Source organism: Thioalkalivibrio sp. ALgr1, from assembly GCF_000378285.1.
GTDB lineage: Bacteria > Pseudomonadota > Gammaproteobacteria > Ectothiorhodospirales > Ectothiorhodospiraceae > Thioalkalivibrio.
This window is the reverse complement of record NZ_KB905135.1, coordinates 148,058-163,542: the sequence shown is the minus strand read 5'-3', so window position 1 is coordinate 163,542 and position 15,485 is coordinate 148,058. Positions and strand designations below refer to the sequence as shown.

Sequence of the window (15,485 nt, the reverse complement as noted above, 5' to 3'; positions counted from 1 at the left end):
GGCTCGGGTGGTCCAGCGCTACGCTTGCTTGTAGCTCGCGCGGGCGGCGGCCAGGGCCTGGCCCGGCTTCACCGCGCCCATGTCGGCCAGCACCGCCTCCAGCGCGGACAGGCACAGCGAGACGTTGCGTTCGTTGGCGCCATGACCCATCAGGCCGATGCGCCAGACCTTGCCGGCATAGGGGCCGAGCCCGGCGCCGATCTCGAGGTTGTAGCGCTCCAGCAGCTCCGCACGCACGGCAGCCTCGTCCACGCCTTCGGGGACGTGTACGGCGTTGAGTTGCGGCAGTCGGTGGGCCTCGTCGACCAGGAACGTCAGGCCCATCGCCTCGAGGCCCGCGCGCAGGGCTGCGTGGTGGCGGGCGTGGCGGGTCCAGCTGTTCTCCAGGCCTTCCTCGGCGAGGATGACCAGCGACTCGTGCAGCGCATACAGGGCGTTGATCGGTGCGGTGTGGTGGTAGGCGCGCTTGCCGCCGCCGCCCCAGTAGCCCATCACCAGGTTCAGGTCGAGGAACCAGCTCTGCACCTTGTGGCTGCGCGCCTGGATACGCTCCACCGCACGCTGGCTGAAGCTGACCGGCGAAAGACCCGGGGTGCAGGACAGGCATTTCTGCGAGCCGGAGTAGATCGCATCCACGCCCCAGTCGTCGACCTTCAGCGGGCTGCCGCCCAGGCTGGTGACCGCGTCCACGATGGTCAGGCAGTCGTGTTCGCGGGCCATCCGGCACAGGGTCTCGACGTCGGAGCAGGCGCCGGTGGAGGTCTCGGCATGCACGAAGGCGAGGATCTTCGCGTCCGGGTTGCCCTTCAGTGCGTCCTCGACCTTGCCCGGGGAGACCGGGGCGCCCCAGTCATCCTCGACCACCACCGCCGTGCCGCCGCAGCGCTCGACGTTCTCCTTCATGCGCGTGCCGAACACGCCGTTGATGCAGACGATCACCTTGTCGCCCGGCTCCACCAGGTTGGCAAAGCAGGTCTCCATGCCGGCAGAGCCGGGAGCGGAGACCGGCAGGGTCAGCGCGTTCTCGGTCTGGAACGCGTACTGCAGCAGGCCTTTCATCTCCTCCATCATGCCGACGAACACCGGATCCAGGTGACCGATGATCGGGCGGCTCATCGCGCTCAGCACGCGCGGATTCACGTCGGAGGGGCCGGGGCCCATCAGGGTGCGCTGCGGGGGGAGGAAGGATTTTGCCTGCATGGATGCGTCTACCGGATTGGAAAAGGGGGAATCTAGTGTGCCGTACCGGTCCGGGCAAGCGCCCCTACGCACCGGCGGGAGTTGCCGGGCAATGGCGTTCGAGCAGCGTCAGCCAGTGCTCGACCGGGGTGTCGGTCCCGGACTGGAGATGCGTCTGGCAACCGACGTTGGCCGTCACGATGCGCGCGGGCGTGGCGGCCTCCAGGTTGTCCAGCTTGCGGGTACGCAGCCGGGCGGCCATCGCCGGCTGGGTGATCGAATAGGTCCCCGCCGAACCGCAGCACAGGTGTGGCTCCGCTGTGGGTACCAGTTCGAAGCCGGCCGTCTGCAGCAGCGGCTCTACGCGCCCGGCCAGGCGCTGGCCATGCTGCAGGGTGCAGGGGGCGTGCCAGGCGATCGGGTCGTGGCCTTGCGGCGCGCGGATGCCCAGCTTCTGTACGGCAGCGGGGGTGAACAGTTCCACCGGATCGCGTACGCGCTCGGCAACGGTGCGTGCGCGTTCCGCGTAGTCGGGGTCGCCGGCCAGCAGGTGGCCGTAGTCGCGCAGCATCACACCGCAGCCGCTGGCGGTGCTGACCACCGCGTCCACGCCCTGGTCGAGTACGCCTTTCCAGGCGTCGAGGTTGGCGCGCACCCGTTGCCGGGCGCGCTCCTCGAACGCCAGGTGATGTTCGACCGCGCCGCAGCAACGCGTTTCAGCGACTTCCACGACGTCGATGCCGAGGCGCCCCAGCAGGTTCTTCAGCGAGGCGTTGGTGCGTGCGTCAATCGCGTCATGTACGCAGCCAGCCAGCAGCAGGATGCGCCCGTGGGGGAAACCTTCCAGGGTTGGCGAAGGGGTCGGTTGTGTCGTTTCGTGGGCTTCCTGTCGCGCGGGTACTCGACGGCGCAGGGTCGCCGGCAGGACGGGGCGGACCAGGCGCCCCAGCCCCAGGGCCATTCGGAACGGCCAGCGTGCGGGCAGGGCGCGGGCCAGCAGGCTGCGCAGGCCCCGGTCACGCCAGTTTCGGTCGAGGTCGTGCTCGATCACCTCCCGGCCATAGGCGACCAGGTGGTTGTAATCCACGCCGGAGGGGCAGGTGGTCATGCAGTTGAGACAGGTCAGGCAGCGATCCAGGTGGGTGCGCGCGGTCGGGTTGGCCTCGCCGGATTCGAGGATTTCCTTGATCTGGTAGATGCGGCCGCGCGGGCCGTCGACCTCGTCGCCCAGCTCCTGGTAGGTCGGGCAGGTCGCGTTGCAGAAGCCGCAGTGCACGCAGGCGCGCAGCGCATCCTCCGCGATGCGCGCGGCCGGGTCATCGGCGAAGCGTTTGTGCAGCCGGGTCTCCATGGCTCAGGTCGTGCGCGGCCGGCGGGAGCGCGGGTTCGGCAGCAGGGGGGCGAAGAAGACGCCATCCGGGTCCAGGGACTCGCGCAGGCGGCCTTCCAGGGCCTCCAGTGCCTCCCCGCGCGGGTGCAGGCGGGGCACGCCCGGGGCGTCGCCGAGCCACAGGCGGGCGTGCCCGCCGGCGTCGGTCACGACGCGGCGCACGGTCTCAGCGTGCTCCGTCGTGCGCAGCCAGCGCTCCGCGCCACCCCAGTTCATCAGCCATTCGCCGGAAAGCGCGAGCGGTTCCGTCGCCGGCGGCAGGCTGATCCGCCACAGCCGGGCCTCGGCGGCCAGCTCGTCCGTGAACAGGGGCAGGCTGCGGTCCCTCAGCGCGTCACAGAAGCCCCGGGCCGGGTCGCCCGGTTCGGCGTCGATGCGCTGGGTGGCCTCGTCGACCGCCTCCTCGCCGCCACCGAGCCGAATATGGGTGACGCCGTCGTGCCAGGCGATCCCCGAGAACGGCCACCCGGTGCGCCCCCAGGCGCTGCAGCGCGCGACGAACGACTCCGCATCATCCTCGCGTTGCAGGTAGCGCTCGCAGGGCGGTCTTGGCAGCAGCTTGAAGCTGGTCTCCAGGATCAGCCCGAGACCGCCCTGGCTGCCGCACATCAGACGGGAGACATCGAAGCCGGCGACGTTCTTCATTACCTGGCCGCCGAACTGCAGGGTCTCGCCACGTCCGTTCACAATCCGGGTGCCCAGCACCGCATCGCGTAGCGCGGCGGCCCACGGGCGACGCGGTCCCGACATCCCCAGCGCGACCATGCCGCCGACGGTGGCTTCGGGAGTACCCAGCGCGGGCTCGAAGGGGAGCATCATGCCGACCTCGGCCAGCGCCTGGTCCAGGGTGACCACGGGCGTTCCGCTGCGCACGGTGACGACCAGCTCGCTCGGCTCCAGGGTCACGATACCCCGGTGCTCGCGGGTCTCCAGCTGGAGTACACCGGAGGGGAGGCCGTCGGGGAAGCTCTGATCACCATGCTGGCGCCCGCCGCGCACGGCGATTCGGGTCCCCGCAACGCTGGCCTCGCGAATCGCCTCCGCGAGCGGCGCGGCATGGTCCTTGGTATCTCTCACCGGGCGGGAGGCTCAGCCGGCTTCCAGTGCCTGGCGGACCCGTTCGAGGCGTTCCCGGACATCGCTGGCAAGGGCCTCGACGCCCGGTTTGTCCACCAGGGCCATCACCGCTACCGGGTCCATGAAGCCGACGGTGCAGGTCCCGTCCTGGTTGTCCTGCACCAGGACGTTGCAGGGTAGTAGCAGCCCGATGTTGGGATCGGCCTCGATGGCATGACGCGCGAGATGCGGGTTGCAGGCGCCGAGGATGCGATAGGGGCGATGATCGAGATCCAGCTTCTTCTTGAAGGCGGCGGCTACATCGATCTCGCTGAGGATGCCGAAGCCCTCCTCGCCGAGGGCCGCTGTCGTGCGCTCGATGGCCGTATCCATCGGGACGCTCAGAATCACGTTAAAGCCGTACTTGGGTTGTTCCATGGTGCCGTCTTCCTGTCGCGTGGGTCGTCAGGCGCTGAGCGCCGGTGCCGTCGCGGTCGGCCCGGCGGGCGGTTCGCGACGGCGCTGGTTCCAGGCCACCAGCAGCGCCGGCAGCATGCCCGGGAGGTACCACCAGTAGGGGCTCGGGCGGTCCGTATCCACGAGCACGCTGGTGATCGTCCAGCCACCTTCCAAGCCTACCCGGCCGGCCGGGCTGCCAAAAGCAACCGTCTGAATGCGCGCTTTTTCCGTGTCCGTATCGAAGGTGACATCGAGTCCGGCATCGGACAGGCGCTCGCGCGGCTCCAGGCCCGGGTCGCCCAGCGGGAACATCACGGTGCGGGTGATCTCGCGGCCCTCCAGGTCGATGCCGGTGGCCTCGACCCGCAGCGATTCGCGATCCGGGACGGTCTCCACGACCTCGAACAGCTGTTCGGCCGGCACACGCTCGTAGGGCTCCGCCACGCGGTCCATCAGTACGGTCGGGGCCAGCAGCACGAACGCACTGACCAGCAGCAGTGCCGATTCCCAGCGCCGGCTGCGGGCCAGGAACCAGCCCTGGGTCGCCGCAGTGAACAGGAGGATGCCCGCCAGCGAGCCGAGGAAGACCAGCAGCAGCTGGAACACGTTATCCACGCCGATCAGCAGCAGCTGGCTGTTGAAGATGAAGAAGAACGGCAGCGCGATGGTGCGCAGGCTGTAGGCGAAGGCCTGTATGCCGGTGCGGATCGGGTCCGCCTTGGCGACGGCCGCCCCGGCGAACGAGGCCAGCCCCACGGGCGGTGTCACGTCCGCCATGATGCCGAAATAGAACACGAACAGGTGTGCGGCGATCAGCGGTATCAGGATGTCGTTCTGCGCCCCCAGCTCCACGATCACCGGGGCCATCAGGGTCGCGACCACGATGTAGTTCGCGGTGGTCGGCAGCCCCAGGCCCAGCACCAGGCTGATCAGCGCGGTCAGCAAAAGCACCATCAGCAGGTTGCCGCCGGACAGGGTGTCGACCAGGTCGGTCAGCACCAGTCCGACCCCGGTCATCGCGACGGTGCCGACGATGATCCCGGCCGCCGCGGTCGCCACCCCGATGCCGATCATGTTGCGCGCGCCGGTCTCGAAGCCCTGGAACAGCTCCCACACCCCGACCCAGGTCGCCTGGGCGAGCCGGCCCTGGCGCCGGAACAGCGCCACCAGCGGCCGCTGGGTCAGCACGATGAAGATCATGAACGCCACGGCCCAGAAGGCGGAAAGCCCCGGCGACAGGCGCTCCACGACCAGGGCCCAGACGAGCACCACCAGCGGCAGCACGTAGTGCAGGCCGCCCAGCACTGTGGGCAGCACGCGCGGCAGGGGACGCTCGGTATCCAGCGGCTCCGCCTCCGGCTCGTGGGCGGCAATCCACAGCAGCACCATATAGGCGGTAAACAGCAAAGCGGCGATGATCCAGGCGGCGGCGTCGCCGGCCAGATCCTTGATCCAGCCAAGCCCCCAGTACACCGCGGCGGCGAGGATGATCAGGCTGGAGACGGTAATCCCGAAGCTGATCAGGCGGCCGCGCCAGGTGGTGACGGTGGCGCGCTTGAGGCCCTCCATGCCGCTCTTGCAGGCCTCCAGGTGCACGATGTAGATCAGCGCGATATAGGCGATCAGGGCCGGCAGGATCGCGTGCTTGAGGACCTCGACATAGGGAATCCCGACGTACTCGACCATCAGGAACGCGGCCGCACCCATCACCGGCGGCATCAGCTGCCCGTTCACCGAGCTGGCGACCTCCACGGCCCCGGCCTTGTGCGGGCTGAAGCCGACCCGCTTCATCAGGGGCACGGTGAAGGTCCCGGTGGTGACGACATTGGCGATGGACGAGCCCGAGACCACGCCGGTCATCCCGGACGCCATCACCGCCGCCTTGGCCGGGCCACCGCGCATGTGCCCCAGCAGCGAGAACGCCACGCGAATGAAGTAGTCGCCGGCGCCGGCCCGTTCCAGTAGCGCGCCGAACAGCACGAACAGGAACACGAAGCTGGTCGAGACGCCAAGCGCGATCCCGAACACGCCTTCGTTGGACAGCCACTGCTGGGCCATCGCGCGCGGATAGCTGGCGCCGCGATGGGCAATGATGTCCGGCATGATCGGGCCGGCGAATGTGTAGAACAAAAAGATCGCGGCAATGATCGTCAGCGCCGGGCCCAGTACCCGCCGGGTGGCCTCCAGCAGCAGGATCAGGCCGATCCCGGCGACGATCAGGTCGACGTCCGAGGGCGCCCCGGGACGGTCGGCCAGCTCGGCGTGGAACAGGTACAGATACAGCGCACTGAAGGCCGCGATTGCAGCGAACATCCAGTCGGTCAGCGGTATGTGGTGGATGGGGTCATGGCCGCGCAGCAGCGGCAATGCGACCACCAGAAGGGTCAGCCCGATGATCACGTAGACCTCGGCCAGGCGCTCCAGGCCCAGCAATTGCCAGATCCCGAACACCATCAGGACCAGCCCGCCCAGGGCATAGGTCACGCCAATGGCGCGTGGCCAGGACACGTGGCGTGTGCCCGGCCGGATCGCGGGAAACAGCAGATAGGCCAGGAAGACTGCAAAGGCCAGATGGATCGAGCGCGCCTCGGTGTCCGAGACGACAAAGAAATCCAGCCAGTCGCCCAGGGGCGAGGCGATCCAGATCTGGAACAGCGACCAGGCCACCGCCGTCAGCCAGATCAGGCTGCGCGTGCCGCGCCCCGGATGACGTGCGCCGGATTCCAGCTCCTGAGCAGTCTCGGCCGCGTTGTCGGCCGGTTCCGTGCCCCCCCCGGTGGTCCCCCTGGTATCGCTCATTCGATCAGCCCCGCTTCACGGAAATAGCGTTGGGCCCCCGGATGCAGGGGGGCCGACAGTCCTTCGTCCACCATCGTCTCGCGCTCCAGCGGGCCAAAGGCCGGATGCAGGCCGCGAAAGGTCTCGAAGTTCTCGAACACCGCGCGGGTGATCTCGTAGACCGCGCGTTCCGAGGTGCGGGTCGAGGTCACCAGCGTGGCGCCGACACCGTAGGTATGGATGTCGTCGTCCTGGCCCGGGTAGGTGCCGGCGGGGATCAGCGCGCGCAGGTAATAAGGGGTGTCCTCGACCAGTTGGTCGACGGTTGAACCCTCGATCGACACCAGTCGGGCGTTGCAGGTCGCGATGGGTTCCTGAATCGCGGCCGAGGGGTGGCCGACGGAAAATACAAAGGCGTCGATGCGGTTGTCGCAAAGCGCCTGGGCCTGCTCGCGCGAGGGCAGCTCACTCACCCGGCGAAAGGTGTCCTGGTCCCAGCCCAGCGCCCCCATTAGTTCTTCCATCAGGATGCGCTGGCCCGAGCCTGGGTTGCCGATGTTGACGCGCTTGCCGGGCAGGTCATCCAGCCCCTCGATGTCTGCGTCGGGGCGCACCACCAGGGTGAGGGGTTCGGCATGCAGGCTGAACGCCGCCCGGAGATGGGGAGCGGGCCCGAATTCCTCGAAACGCCCGGAGCCCCGATAGGCGTGGTACTGCAGGTCCGACTGCGCGACGCCGAAGTCCATGTCGCCCGAGCGGATCATGTTGAGATTGAAGACCGAGCCGCCGGTGCTCTCCGCTGTGCAGCGCATCCCGTGCTCGTCGCGACGGGTGTTGAACAGGCGGCACAGGTGCTGGCCCGCCGGGTAATACACGCCGGTGACCCCGCCTGTGCCGATATTGATGAAGCGCGATTCGGCCTGCGCGTTGGTGGCCAGTAGCAGGCTGACCAGGGTGAGCACTGGCAGCAGGCGTTGCAGCCATCGCCGGTCGGCCCTCGGCACACTGGATCGATTCATACGCCCTCCGGGGTCATGCCGGGAACGAATCGCGGCAGTGCCGAGGATTCTAGGGAGACGCCGATCAAATAGCACGTTCGCGTTCAGGTCGACTGTGCCTGCGGGCCGGGGGCGATGGGGATCGCCTCGCCTTCGGTCATCCGCGCTCCTGTGCAGGCCCCTCTTCAATCAGGGTAAAGGACACGCCCGACAGGCGTGCCCTTGATGGCGCGGCGACGGGCCGCGGTGCGCTCGGCTAGATCGGCAAACGGGGCCCCTGACGTCGGTTCCGGCGAAGCATCAGCCCGAGCAGGCCGAGCCCCAGTCCCATCAGCAGCATCGTCTTCGGTTCGGGGACGGTGCCGACCGCGCCCGAACGGTAATAGACGCTGATATGCGAGATGTTGCGTGTGGCCACACCCGGATAGCTGAAGGGCGGTTGGGTGAAGGGCGAGCTGTAATCGCCATTGATCCCGGTCATCAGGAAGCCGACCAGGTTGGTGCCGCTGCCATGACTGAACACGAACAGCAGGTCTCCATAGTCCCATTCGGAATCGAGGTTCCATTGCCCGCTGTGGCGATTGCCATCAAAGCTGGCGAGGGTCGAGCTGTTCGACCCGGGGGAGGTCCAGCGGCCGTCGAATAGCCAGTCGCTGATTCCGAAGAATCCGGTGTCGCCCGCGGTATTCACAAGCCAGCTGGAGGGATCGCCGGTGGTGGAGTCGGTGGCTGCGCCATCCAGTGGCGACAAAATCTGACAGCCGAGATTGTTGGTGACCTTGTCACCGACGTTGCCGGACAGGGCAGTGCAATCGAGCAGTGCGGCCTGGGTGGCCCCGGAGAGCGACAGGGTCAACAGGAACACCGTTCCGGCCAGGAACGAGAGCAATGGCTTGCATGACATCGAGCTTACCTCCATGGGACGAAAGTCCCTCCATGGTTTCTCATGAATGCGGCTGGGGCGCGGATCGCCTGAAAGTGCCATCACTCACAAGGCGGGAATGCAGCACGCTTCGTGCCATGTTCGACGAGATGGGGGATTCGGGCGATGAAACAATCGCTTGTGAGATTTGATGTGGAGAGGCGGTCGTGGGTTACGGCCGAGATGTAAAAGAACCGGACATGTTCGGTCGAGGCGAGCGAATCACTGTGGATCAGGAGGCATGAACGAAATGATGGCGCCACATGGGCGCCATCATGCCAAGTCGAGCAGGACGTGATCAGGCCGCCATCGTGTCCCTGCGTGCTTTGCGGCGGACGGCGATACCCAGCAAGCCCAGACCCAGACCCAGTAGCAACAGTGTGTGGGGCTCCGGTACCTGCCCGTTCGGACGGTAGTAGATGCTCACGTGGGAGATGTCTTTGGGGCTTGCACCCGGGAAGTCAAACGGCGGGTCAATGAATGGCGAGAGGTAGCTGCCGTTATAGCCAGTCATCAGGAACCCGGTCAGATTGGTGCCGCGGCCATCCTTGAACAGGAACAGCAGGTCGCCGTAGACAAAGCTCGGATCCAGTGTCCAGGTCCCGCCCTGGGAGGTTCCGTCCAGCGTGACCAGGTTGAGGGTCGGATCGGCCGGATCAAACTCCAGCGGATCGCCGTTGCTGTTCGGCGGATCTTCCCAGCGGCCATCGAACTGCCAGTCACTGATGCCGAAAAAGCCCGTGCCACCGGCCGTGTTGACGATCCAGTTGGAGGGGTCGCCTCCCACAGGGTCGTTTGCATGCCCATCCAGGGGTTCGAGGATCTGGCAGCCGATGTTGGCGGTGACGCGGTTTTCAACGCCGCCATCCAGGCTGGCGCAGCTGATCAACGAAGCCTGTGCGGCGCCGGAAAGGCCCAGGCCCAGCAACAGGGCGGCACTCGCGAAATAGGGTGTAGTACGTTTGGGGTTCATTCGATGCACCTTCCCTGGGAATAGCCCCCTGGGTGGCTTGCGCGGATCCGGCCCATCCGGTCCTTGTGCACTCAGGGCTATGCAGAAACGGTGCCATTCCCATATGCGCGCTAATTCATTCGAAAAAACAGACCGATAGGAGGATGCGCCTTTTGCCGGATGGCAGCGGGACTGGATGGGCGTAAAAAAGTGTGACACCGACGACTACGCCGTTCGGGTGAGTGGCGCCCGGCGGGTACATTCTCAGTGCCGCGAGAGGGGTTTACCCGGCCAGGATTGGGTGTAAAGAAACGGGACACCAGGCCGTGCGCGCCGGAGGCCATGGCTACCCTGTCGAGCTTGCCCGGCAGCGCGCAATAGGCCGTATGTAGCTGAAAATACGGAAGGCTTTGGATTCTTGCGTTGTGCGCTACCTGGACGGTGGTCTGGCCATGGCGTGGCGGCCACCTGAAAAAAAGCCCCGCATCCCCTATCATTACGCGTCTTTGTTTCCCCCTTCCCAGGCCTGCGCCGGTGAGTCGGCGCGCCGGGAAACCGAATCCACGAAAGTAATGAAACGGGAGATCCGAATGTTTTCGATCGACATGAGTATCCACGGCTACGACGACGAACTCTGGGGCGCCATCAGCAAGGAGGCGCAGCGCCAGGAAGAGCATATCGAGCTGATCGCCTCCGAGAACTACACCAGCCCGCGCGTGATGGAGGCCCAGGGCTCCGTGCTGACCAACAAGTACGCCGAGGGCTATCCGGGCAAGCGCTACTACGGTGGCTGCGAGTATGTGGATATCGTCGAGCAGCTCGCGATCGATCGCCTCAAGCAGCTCTACGGCGCCGACTACGCGAACGTGCAGCCGCATTCCGGCTCGCAGGCCAACGCGGCCGTGTACATGGCCCTGCTGCAGCCGCATGACACCGTGCTGGGCATGAGCCTGGACGCCGGCGGTCACCTGACCCACGGCGCCAAGCCGAACTTCTCCGGCAAGATCTACAACGCGGTGCAGTACGGCATCACCGACGAGGGTCTGATCGACTACGACGAGGTCCAGCGCCTGGCCACCGAGCACCAGCCGAAGATGATCGTCGCCGGCTTCTCCGCCTACTCGCGCGTGGTCGACTGGAAGCGCTTCCGCGAGATCGCCGATTCCGTGGGCGCCTACCTGATGGTGGACATGGCCCACGTCTCCGGCCTGATCGCCGCCGGCGAATACCCGAACCCGATCGACCACGCCCACGTGGTCACTTCCACCACGCACAAGTCCCTGCGCGGGCCGCGTGGCGGCTTCATCATCACCAAGGGCCAGCCGGAGCTGAACAAGAAGTTCCAGTCGCTGATCTTCCCGGGTACCCAGGGCGGCCCGCTGATGCACGTGATCGCCGGCAAGGCGGTGGCCTTCAAGGAGGCCCTGGAGCCGGAATTCAAGACCTATCAGAAGCAGGTGATCGCCAACGCCCGCGCGATGGCCGAGGTCCTGGTCGAGCGTGGCTACGACATCGTCTCCGGCGGGACCGACAATCACCTGTTCCTGCTGAGCCTGGTGTCCAAGGGCATGACCGGCAAGGCCGCGGACGCCGCGCTGGGTCGCGCCAACATCACGGTCAACAAGAACGCCGTGCCCAACGATCCGGAATCCCCATTCGTGACCTCCGGCATCCGCATCGGCACCGCCGCTCTGACCACGCGTGGCTTCACCGAAGCGGAGTCGCGCGAGCTGGCCGGCTGGATCGCCGACGTGCTGGACGACCACGAGAACGAGCAGGTGATCGACGCGACCCGCGACAAGGTCGTCGAGATCTGCCGCCGCTTCCCGGTCTACGGCGCCCCCGAATAACGCGGCGTAGCGGCGGCCCGCCATGCGCTGCCCGGCCTGTGGCGCTCAGGACACCCGCGTGGTCGACTCGCGGGTGGCCGGTCCGGAGCAGGAGCAGATCCGGCGTCGGCGCGAGTGCCGCGAGTGCCGGGCGCGCTTCACCACCTTCGAGCGGGCGGAGTTTAGCCTGCCGCGGGTGGTCAAGCGCTCCGGCGAGCGCGTTGCCTTCGACGAAGACAAGTTGCGCAGTGGTCTGCGCCGGGCGTTGCACAAGCGCCCGGTGAAGACCGAGGATGTCGAGCGCGTGATCGACGACATCAAGCGCCAGCTCGCGTCCCTGGCGGCCCCCGAGGTCAAGTCCGACCGTATTGGCGAAATGGTCCTGGCAGCCTTGCATGCCCTGGACCATGTGGCCTATATCCGTTTTGCCTCCATCTATCTGAGCTTTGCCAGTGTGCAGTCCTTCCGCGAGGCCATCGAGCGGCTCGAGGATGACCTGACGCCGGAGATGCGCCGTTCACAGCTGCGCCTGATCGATGAGGGACTCGCCGACACGGATGCCGCCGCACCGGGGGATTCGCAGGAGGGCAGTTGATGGCACAGCCGGGACACGAACAGGCGGTGGAGGATCGGCGTCACATGGCGCGGGCGCTGGAGCTGGCCGACTATGGCCGCTTCAGTGCCGATCCCAATCCTCGGGTGGGCTGTGTGCTGGTGCGCGATGGCGAGGTCGTCGGAGAGGGGCTGCACTGGTGTGCCGGCGAGCCGCACGCCGAGGTGAACGCCCTGCACGCGGCCGGCGAAGCCGCGCGCGGGGCCACTGTCTACGTGACGCTCGAGCCGTGCAGTCACCACGGTCGCACTCCTCCCTGTACCGAGGCGCTGATCCAGGCCGGCGTGGCCCGGGCCGTGATTGCGATGCAGGACCCGAACCCGCGGGTCTGTGGTGGCGGCATGGAGGCGCTGCGCGCGGCCGGGATCGAGGTCGAAACCGGCGTACTCGAGGCCGAGGCCCGGGCACTGAACCCGGGCTTTGTCCAGCGCATGGAGCAAGGACGTCCCTGGGTCCGGATCAAGCTCGCGGCGAGCCTGGACGGGCGCACGGCGATGGCCTCGGGCGAGTCCCGCTGGATTACCGGCGAGGCCGCGCGTCGCGACGTACAGCTGTGGCGGGCGCGCGCCGGGGCGATTCTGACCGGCAGCGGTACCGTGGTGGCCGACGACCCGCGCCTGACCGTGCGCATGAAACCGCATCAGCTGGCTGCCCAGGCCGGTTTTCCTGATGACCCGCACTACTCGGATCTGCCCACCCGGCAGCCGCTCAGGGTGATCCTGGATGCCCGGCTGCGCACGCCCCCCGGCGCCCAGATCCTGAAGAGCGGGCCTGTGTGGGTCCTGACCGGGCCGGATGCCGCGCGTTCGCCGGTCGCGGATACGTTGCGCGGGCATGGCGCGGATGTGCGGCCGATCGCGCTGGCCAGCGACTCGCCCGAGGGCGGACTGGACCTCGGCGAGGTGCTGGTGGAGCTGGCACGCGCCGAGGTAAACGAACTGCATGTCGAGTCCGGCCCCGGTCTGGCCGGCGCCCTGGCCCGCGGGGGCTGGGTGGACGAGTGGCTGTTGTACCAGGCGCCGTTGCTGCTGGGCTCGAGTGCCCGTCCGCTGGTGGAGTGGCCGCTGGCGCGCATGGACGAACGCGCGGAGCTGGAGATCCTCGAGAGCCGCTGGGTCGGTGACAGCCTGCGCCTGCGAGCCCGTCCGCGCTCCTGATGGTCCGATCGTCCTGCGCCTTGTCGGGGTGCTAAATCCATACGTCCTCCATCGTGTGGTGCGAACGCCTTCGCGTTTCCCTAAGATGGGCGGCTCGCGGCGTCCCTTCCCGGGGCGGCCTGTAACCGAAGCAAGGCCCATGTTCACCGGAATCATCGAGACCCTTGGCAGCCTGGATCGCCTGACGCCCAGCGGCGGCGACGTGCGCCTGCATGTGAATGCCCCCGGGATGGACCTGTCGGACACACGCCTGGGCGACTCCATCGCGGTCAACGGCGTGTGTCTGACCGTGACCGACCTGACGGGCGCGGGCTTTGCCGCCGATGTCTCGCGCGAGTCCCTGAACGTGACCACGCTGGGCGGGCTGGGGCCGGGCGACCGGGCCAACCTGGAGCGGGCCCTGGCCCTGGGCGACCGCCTCGGCGGCCACATGGTCTCGGGCCATGTCGATGGCGTGGGCGAGGTGGTCGCGATGGAGCCGGACGCACGCTCGACCCGCGTGCGCTTTCGTGCCCCCGCCGCGCTGGCACGCTATATCGCGGCGAAGGGCTCGATCACCATCGACGGCACCAGCCTGACCGTGAACCGCGTCGACGGGGCCGAGTTCGAGGTCAACATTATCCCCCACACCTGGTCGCTGACCCGCTTCTCTGTCTACGCGGTGGGCACGCCGGTGAACCTGGAGGTGGACCTGATCGCGCGCTACCTCGAGCGCCTGATGCTGGGCGAGCGCGCGGCGGAGCCGGGCGTGGGCGCGGGTGATCTGTCCGAGGCCTGGCTGGCCGAACAGGGCTTCCCCAATCATTCCGGGCCGCGCGACTGAGCGCACGGCCCCCGACCGAAGGCACGCATGGAATTTTCCAATACCGAAACCATCCTCGAGGAACTGCAGGCCGGACGCATGGTGGTCATCGTCGACGACGAGGACCGCGAGAACGAGGGCGATCTGCTGATGCTCGCCTCGCATGTGCGCCCCGAGGACATCAACTTCATGGCCAAGTACGGCCGCGGGCTGATCTGCCTGACGCTGACCCGCGAGCGCTGCAAGCAGCTCGCACTGCCGCTGATGGTGACCGACACCAACGATGTGCACGGCACCAACTTCACGCTGTCCATCGAGGCCGCCGAGGGCGTGACTACGGGTATTTCCGCCTATGACCGCGCGCACACCATCCGCACGGCCGTGGCGCCCAACGCGCAGCCGGGTGACATCGTCCAGCCGGGGCATGTCTTTCCGCTGATGGCGCAGCCGGGCGGGGTGATCGTGCGCGCCGGCCATACCGAGGCCGGTTGCGACCTCGCGCGCCTGGCCGGGGCCGAGCCGGCCGCGGTGATCGTGGAGATCCTCAACGAGGACGGTACGATGGCGCGGCGCCCGGACCTCGAGCGCTTCTGTGCCGAACACGACCTGAAGATGGGCACGATCGAGGACCTGATCCGCTACCGCATCGAGAACGAAAAGACCGTTCAGCGCGTCTCGGAGCGCCCGTTCCCGACCGCGCACGGCGAATTCCGCCTGCTGTCATTCCAGGACGAGGTCGACCACCAGCTACACTTTGCGCTGGTGCGCGGCGAGCCGAAGCCGGAGCAGGGCACCCTGGTGCGCGTGCACCTGGAAAACACGCTGCATGACACGCTGGGCTATGCCGGCCCGGATCGTGGCTGGCCGCTGGACGATGCCCTGCGCCGCATCGACGAGGCGGGCGAGGGCGTCGTGGTGGTGCTGCGCAAGCACGAGAGCGCCGAGGCCCTGGCGCAGCGCCTGGAACAGCTCGGGCAGCCGCCGCAGGAGGAGCGTGGCGGGCGCGAGAATTCGGCCGAGTGGCGCATGTACGGCATCGGCGCGCAGATCCTGGCGGACTGCGGCGTGGGCCGCATGAAGCTGATGTCCGCGCCCAAGCGCTTCCATGGCCTGGGCGGTTTCGGGCTCGAGGTCGTCGACTACATTCACGAGTAGCGCAGGGCACTCCTCGTGCTCGTCTGCGCTATATCACCCCGTCCAGGCGCAGGTAGCCGATCAGGAATAGCACGGCGAGGACCCCGGACAGCACGTACAGCCAATTGGACAGCGTCGGGTTGTTGGGGCGGCTGAAGAAGGCCGCCCACAGCGCGAGCAGGATCAGGACAAAAAAGAAGAACAGGAATCGCATGG

Annotated in this window: 14 protein-coding genes; 5 read left to right on the top strand and 9 right to left on the bottom strand. The window is 67.4% G+C overall.

What is annotated here, in order from left to right; translation table 11 throughout:
* Positions 1 to 18: 18 nt before the first annotated feature.
* The 8 genes from F466_RS0110195 to F466_RS0110160 form a co-directional block, all read right to left on the bottom strand.
* Positions 19 to 1,200, bottom strand: a complete 1,182-nt coding sequence (locus F466_RS0110195; RefSeq protein WP_018175470.1) for an alanine--glyoxylate aminotransferase family protein — start codon at positions 1,198 to 1,200, stop codon at positions 19 to 21.
* Positions 1,201 to 1,264: 64 nt separating this feature from the next.
* A complete protein-coding gene (gene glcF / locus F466_RS0110190; RefSeq protein WP_018994064.1) occupies positions 1,265 to 2,530 on the bottom strand; it encodes a glycolate oxidase subunit GlcF in 1,266 nt (421 codons plus the stop codon).
* 3 nt (positions 2,531 to 2,533) lie between these two features.
* On the bottom strand, positions 2,534 to 3,646 hold the full coding sequence (gene glcE / locus F466_RS0110185) for a glycolate oxidase subunit GlcE (protein ID WP_018994063.1): 1,113 nt from the start codon (positions 3,644 to 3,646) through the stop codon (positions 2,534 to 2,536).
* Positions 3,647 to 3,658: 12 nt separating this feature from the next.
* Positions 3,659 to 4,063, bottom strand: a complete 405-nt coding sequence (locus F466_RS0110180) for a DUF302 domain-containing protein (protein ID WP_012983258.1) — start codon at positions 4,061 to 4,063, stop codon at positions 3,659 to 3,661.
* Between the two features lie 27 nt (positions 4,064 to 4,090).
* Positions 4,091 to 6,883, bottom strand: coding sequence for a TRAP transporter permease (locus tag F466_RS0110175; protein ID WP_018994062.1), 2,793 nt, complete (start codon positions 6,881 to 6,883; stop codon positions 4,091 to 4,093).
* A complete protein-coding gene (locus F466_RS0110170) occupies positions 6,880 to 7,881 on the bottom strand; it encodes a TAXI family TRAP transporter solute-binding subunit (RefSeq protein WP_018994061.1) in 1,002 nt (333 codons plus the stop codon). Before F466_RS0110170 ends, F466_RS0110175 begins: the two co-directional genes overlap by 4 nt.
* A 235-nt stretch (positions 7,882 to 8,116) precedes the next feature.
* Positions 8,117 to 8,749 carry a PEP-CTERM sorting domain-containing protein gene (locus F466_RS0110165; RefSeq protein ID WP_018994060.1) on the bottom strand — a complete coding sequence of 211 codons (633 nt, stop codon included), beginning with the start codon at positions 8,747 to 8,749 and terminating at the stop codon, positions 8,117 to 8,119.
* 331 nt (positions 8,750 to 9,080) lie between these two features.
* Complete coding sequence (locus F466_RS0110160) at positions 9,081 to 9,755, bottom strand: PEP-CTERM sorting domain-containing protein (protein ID WP_018138456.1); 675 nt, start codon at positions 9,753 to 9,755, stop codon at positions 9,081 to 9,083.
* 569 nt (positions 9,756 to 10,324) lie between these two features.
* On the opposite strand from F466_RS0110160, the gene glyA reads away from it, so the two are divergent.
* The 5 genes from glyA (at position 10,325) to ribBA (ending at position 15,290) form a co-directional block, all read left to right on the top strand.
* Entirely contained in the window at positions 10,325 to 11,584 is a 1,260-nt protein-coding gene (glyA, locus tag F466_RS0110155; protein ID WP_018138457.1) for a serine hydroxymethyltransferase, read from the top strand.
* A gap of 22 nt (positions 11,585 to 11,606) precedes the next feature.
* Positions 11,607 to 12,158, top strand: coding sequence for a transcriptional regulator NrdR (gene nrdR, locus F466_RS0110150; protein ID WP_018138458.1), 552 nt, complete (start codon positions 11,607 to 11,609; stop codon positions 12,156 to 12,158).
* Positions 12,158 to 13,333 (top strand): bifunctional diaminohydroxyphosphoribosylaminopyrimidine deaminase/5-amino-6-(5-phosphoribosylamino)uracil reductase RibD, encoded by a 1,176-nt coding sequence (gene ribD / locus F466_RS0110145; protein WP_018138459.1) that lies wholly within the window; start codon positions 12,158 to 12,160, stop codon positions 13,331 to 13,333. Before nrdR ends, ribD begins: the two co-directional genes overlap by 1 nt.
* A gap of 139 nt (positions 13,334 to 13,472) precedes the next feature.
* On the top strand, positions 13,473 to 14,156 hold the full coding sequence (locus F466_RS0110140; protein WP_018994059.1) for a riboflavin synthase: 684 nt from the start codon (positions 13,473 to 13,475) through the stop codon (positions 14,154 to 14,156).
* Positions 14,157 to 14,183: 27 nt separating this feature from the next.
* The gene (ribBA, locus tag F466_RS0110135) at positions 14,184 to 15,290 is read left to right on the top strand and encodes a bifunctional 3,4-dihydroxy-2-butanone-4-phosphate synthase/GTP cyclohydrolase II (protein ID WP_018138461.1); all 1,107 of its coding nucleotides are present in this window, start codon (positions 14,184 to 14,186) and stop codon (positions 15,288 to 15,290) included.
* Positions 15,291 to 15,318: 28 nt separating this feature from the next.
* Here the strand turns inward: ribBA and F466_RS13740 are convergent, their stop codons facing one another.
* The gene (locus F466_RS13740; protein WP_018138462.1) at positions 15,319 to 15,483 is read right to left on the bottom strand and encodes a hypothetical protein; all 165 of its coding nucleotides are present in this window, start codon (positions 15,481 to 15,483) and stop codon (positions 15,319 to 15,321) included.
* Between the last annotated feature and the right edge of the window lie 2 nt (positions 15,484 to 15,485).

Coding starts and splice junctions, on each gene's coding strand:
- F466_RS0110195 (WP_018175470.1), bottom strand. CDS start 1,200: ATGCAGGCAAAATCCTTCCTCCCCCCGCAGCGCACCCTGATGGGCCCC.
- glcF (WP_018994064.1), bottom strand. CDS start 2,530: ATGGAGACCCGGCTGCACAAACGCTTCGCCGATGACCCGGCCGCGCGC.
- F466_RS0110180 (WP_012983258.1), bottom strand. CDS start 4,063: ATGGAACAACCCAAGTACGGCTTTAACGTGATTCTGAGCGTCCCGATG.
- F466_RS0110175 (WP_018994062.1), bottom strand. CDS start 6,883: ATGAGCGATACCAGGGGGACCACCGGGGGGGGCACGGAACCGGCCGAC.
- F466_RS0110170 (WP_018994061.1), bottom strand. CDS start 7,881: ATGAATCGATCCAGTGTGCCGAGGGCCGACCGGCGATGGCTGCAACGC.
- F466_RS0110160 (WP_018138456.1), bottom strand. CDS start 9,755: ATGAACCCCAAACGTACTACACCCTATTTCGCGAGTGCCGCCCTGTTG.
- glyA (WP_018138457.1), top strand. CDS start 10,325: ATGTTTTCGATCGACATGAGTATCCACGGCTACGACGACGAACTCTGG.
- nrdR (WP_018138458.1), top strand. CDS start 11,607: ATGCGCTGCCCGGCCTGTGGCGCTCAGGACACCCGCGTGGTCGACTCG.
- ribD (WP_018138459.1), top strand. CDS start 12,158: ATGGCACAGCCGGGACACGAACAGGCGGTGGAGGATCGGCGTCACATG.
- F466_RS0110140 (WP_018994059.1), top strand. CDS start 13,473: ATGTTCACCGGAATCATCGAGACCCTTGGCAGCCTGGATCGCCTGACG.
- ribBA (WP_018138461.1), top strand. CDS start 14,184: ATGGAATTTTCCAATACCGAAACCATCCTCGAGGAACTGCAGGCCGGA.
- F466_RS13740 (WP_018138462.1), bottom strand. CDS start 15,483: ATGCGATTCCTGTTCTTCTTTTTTGTCCTGATCCTGCTCGCGCTGTGG.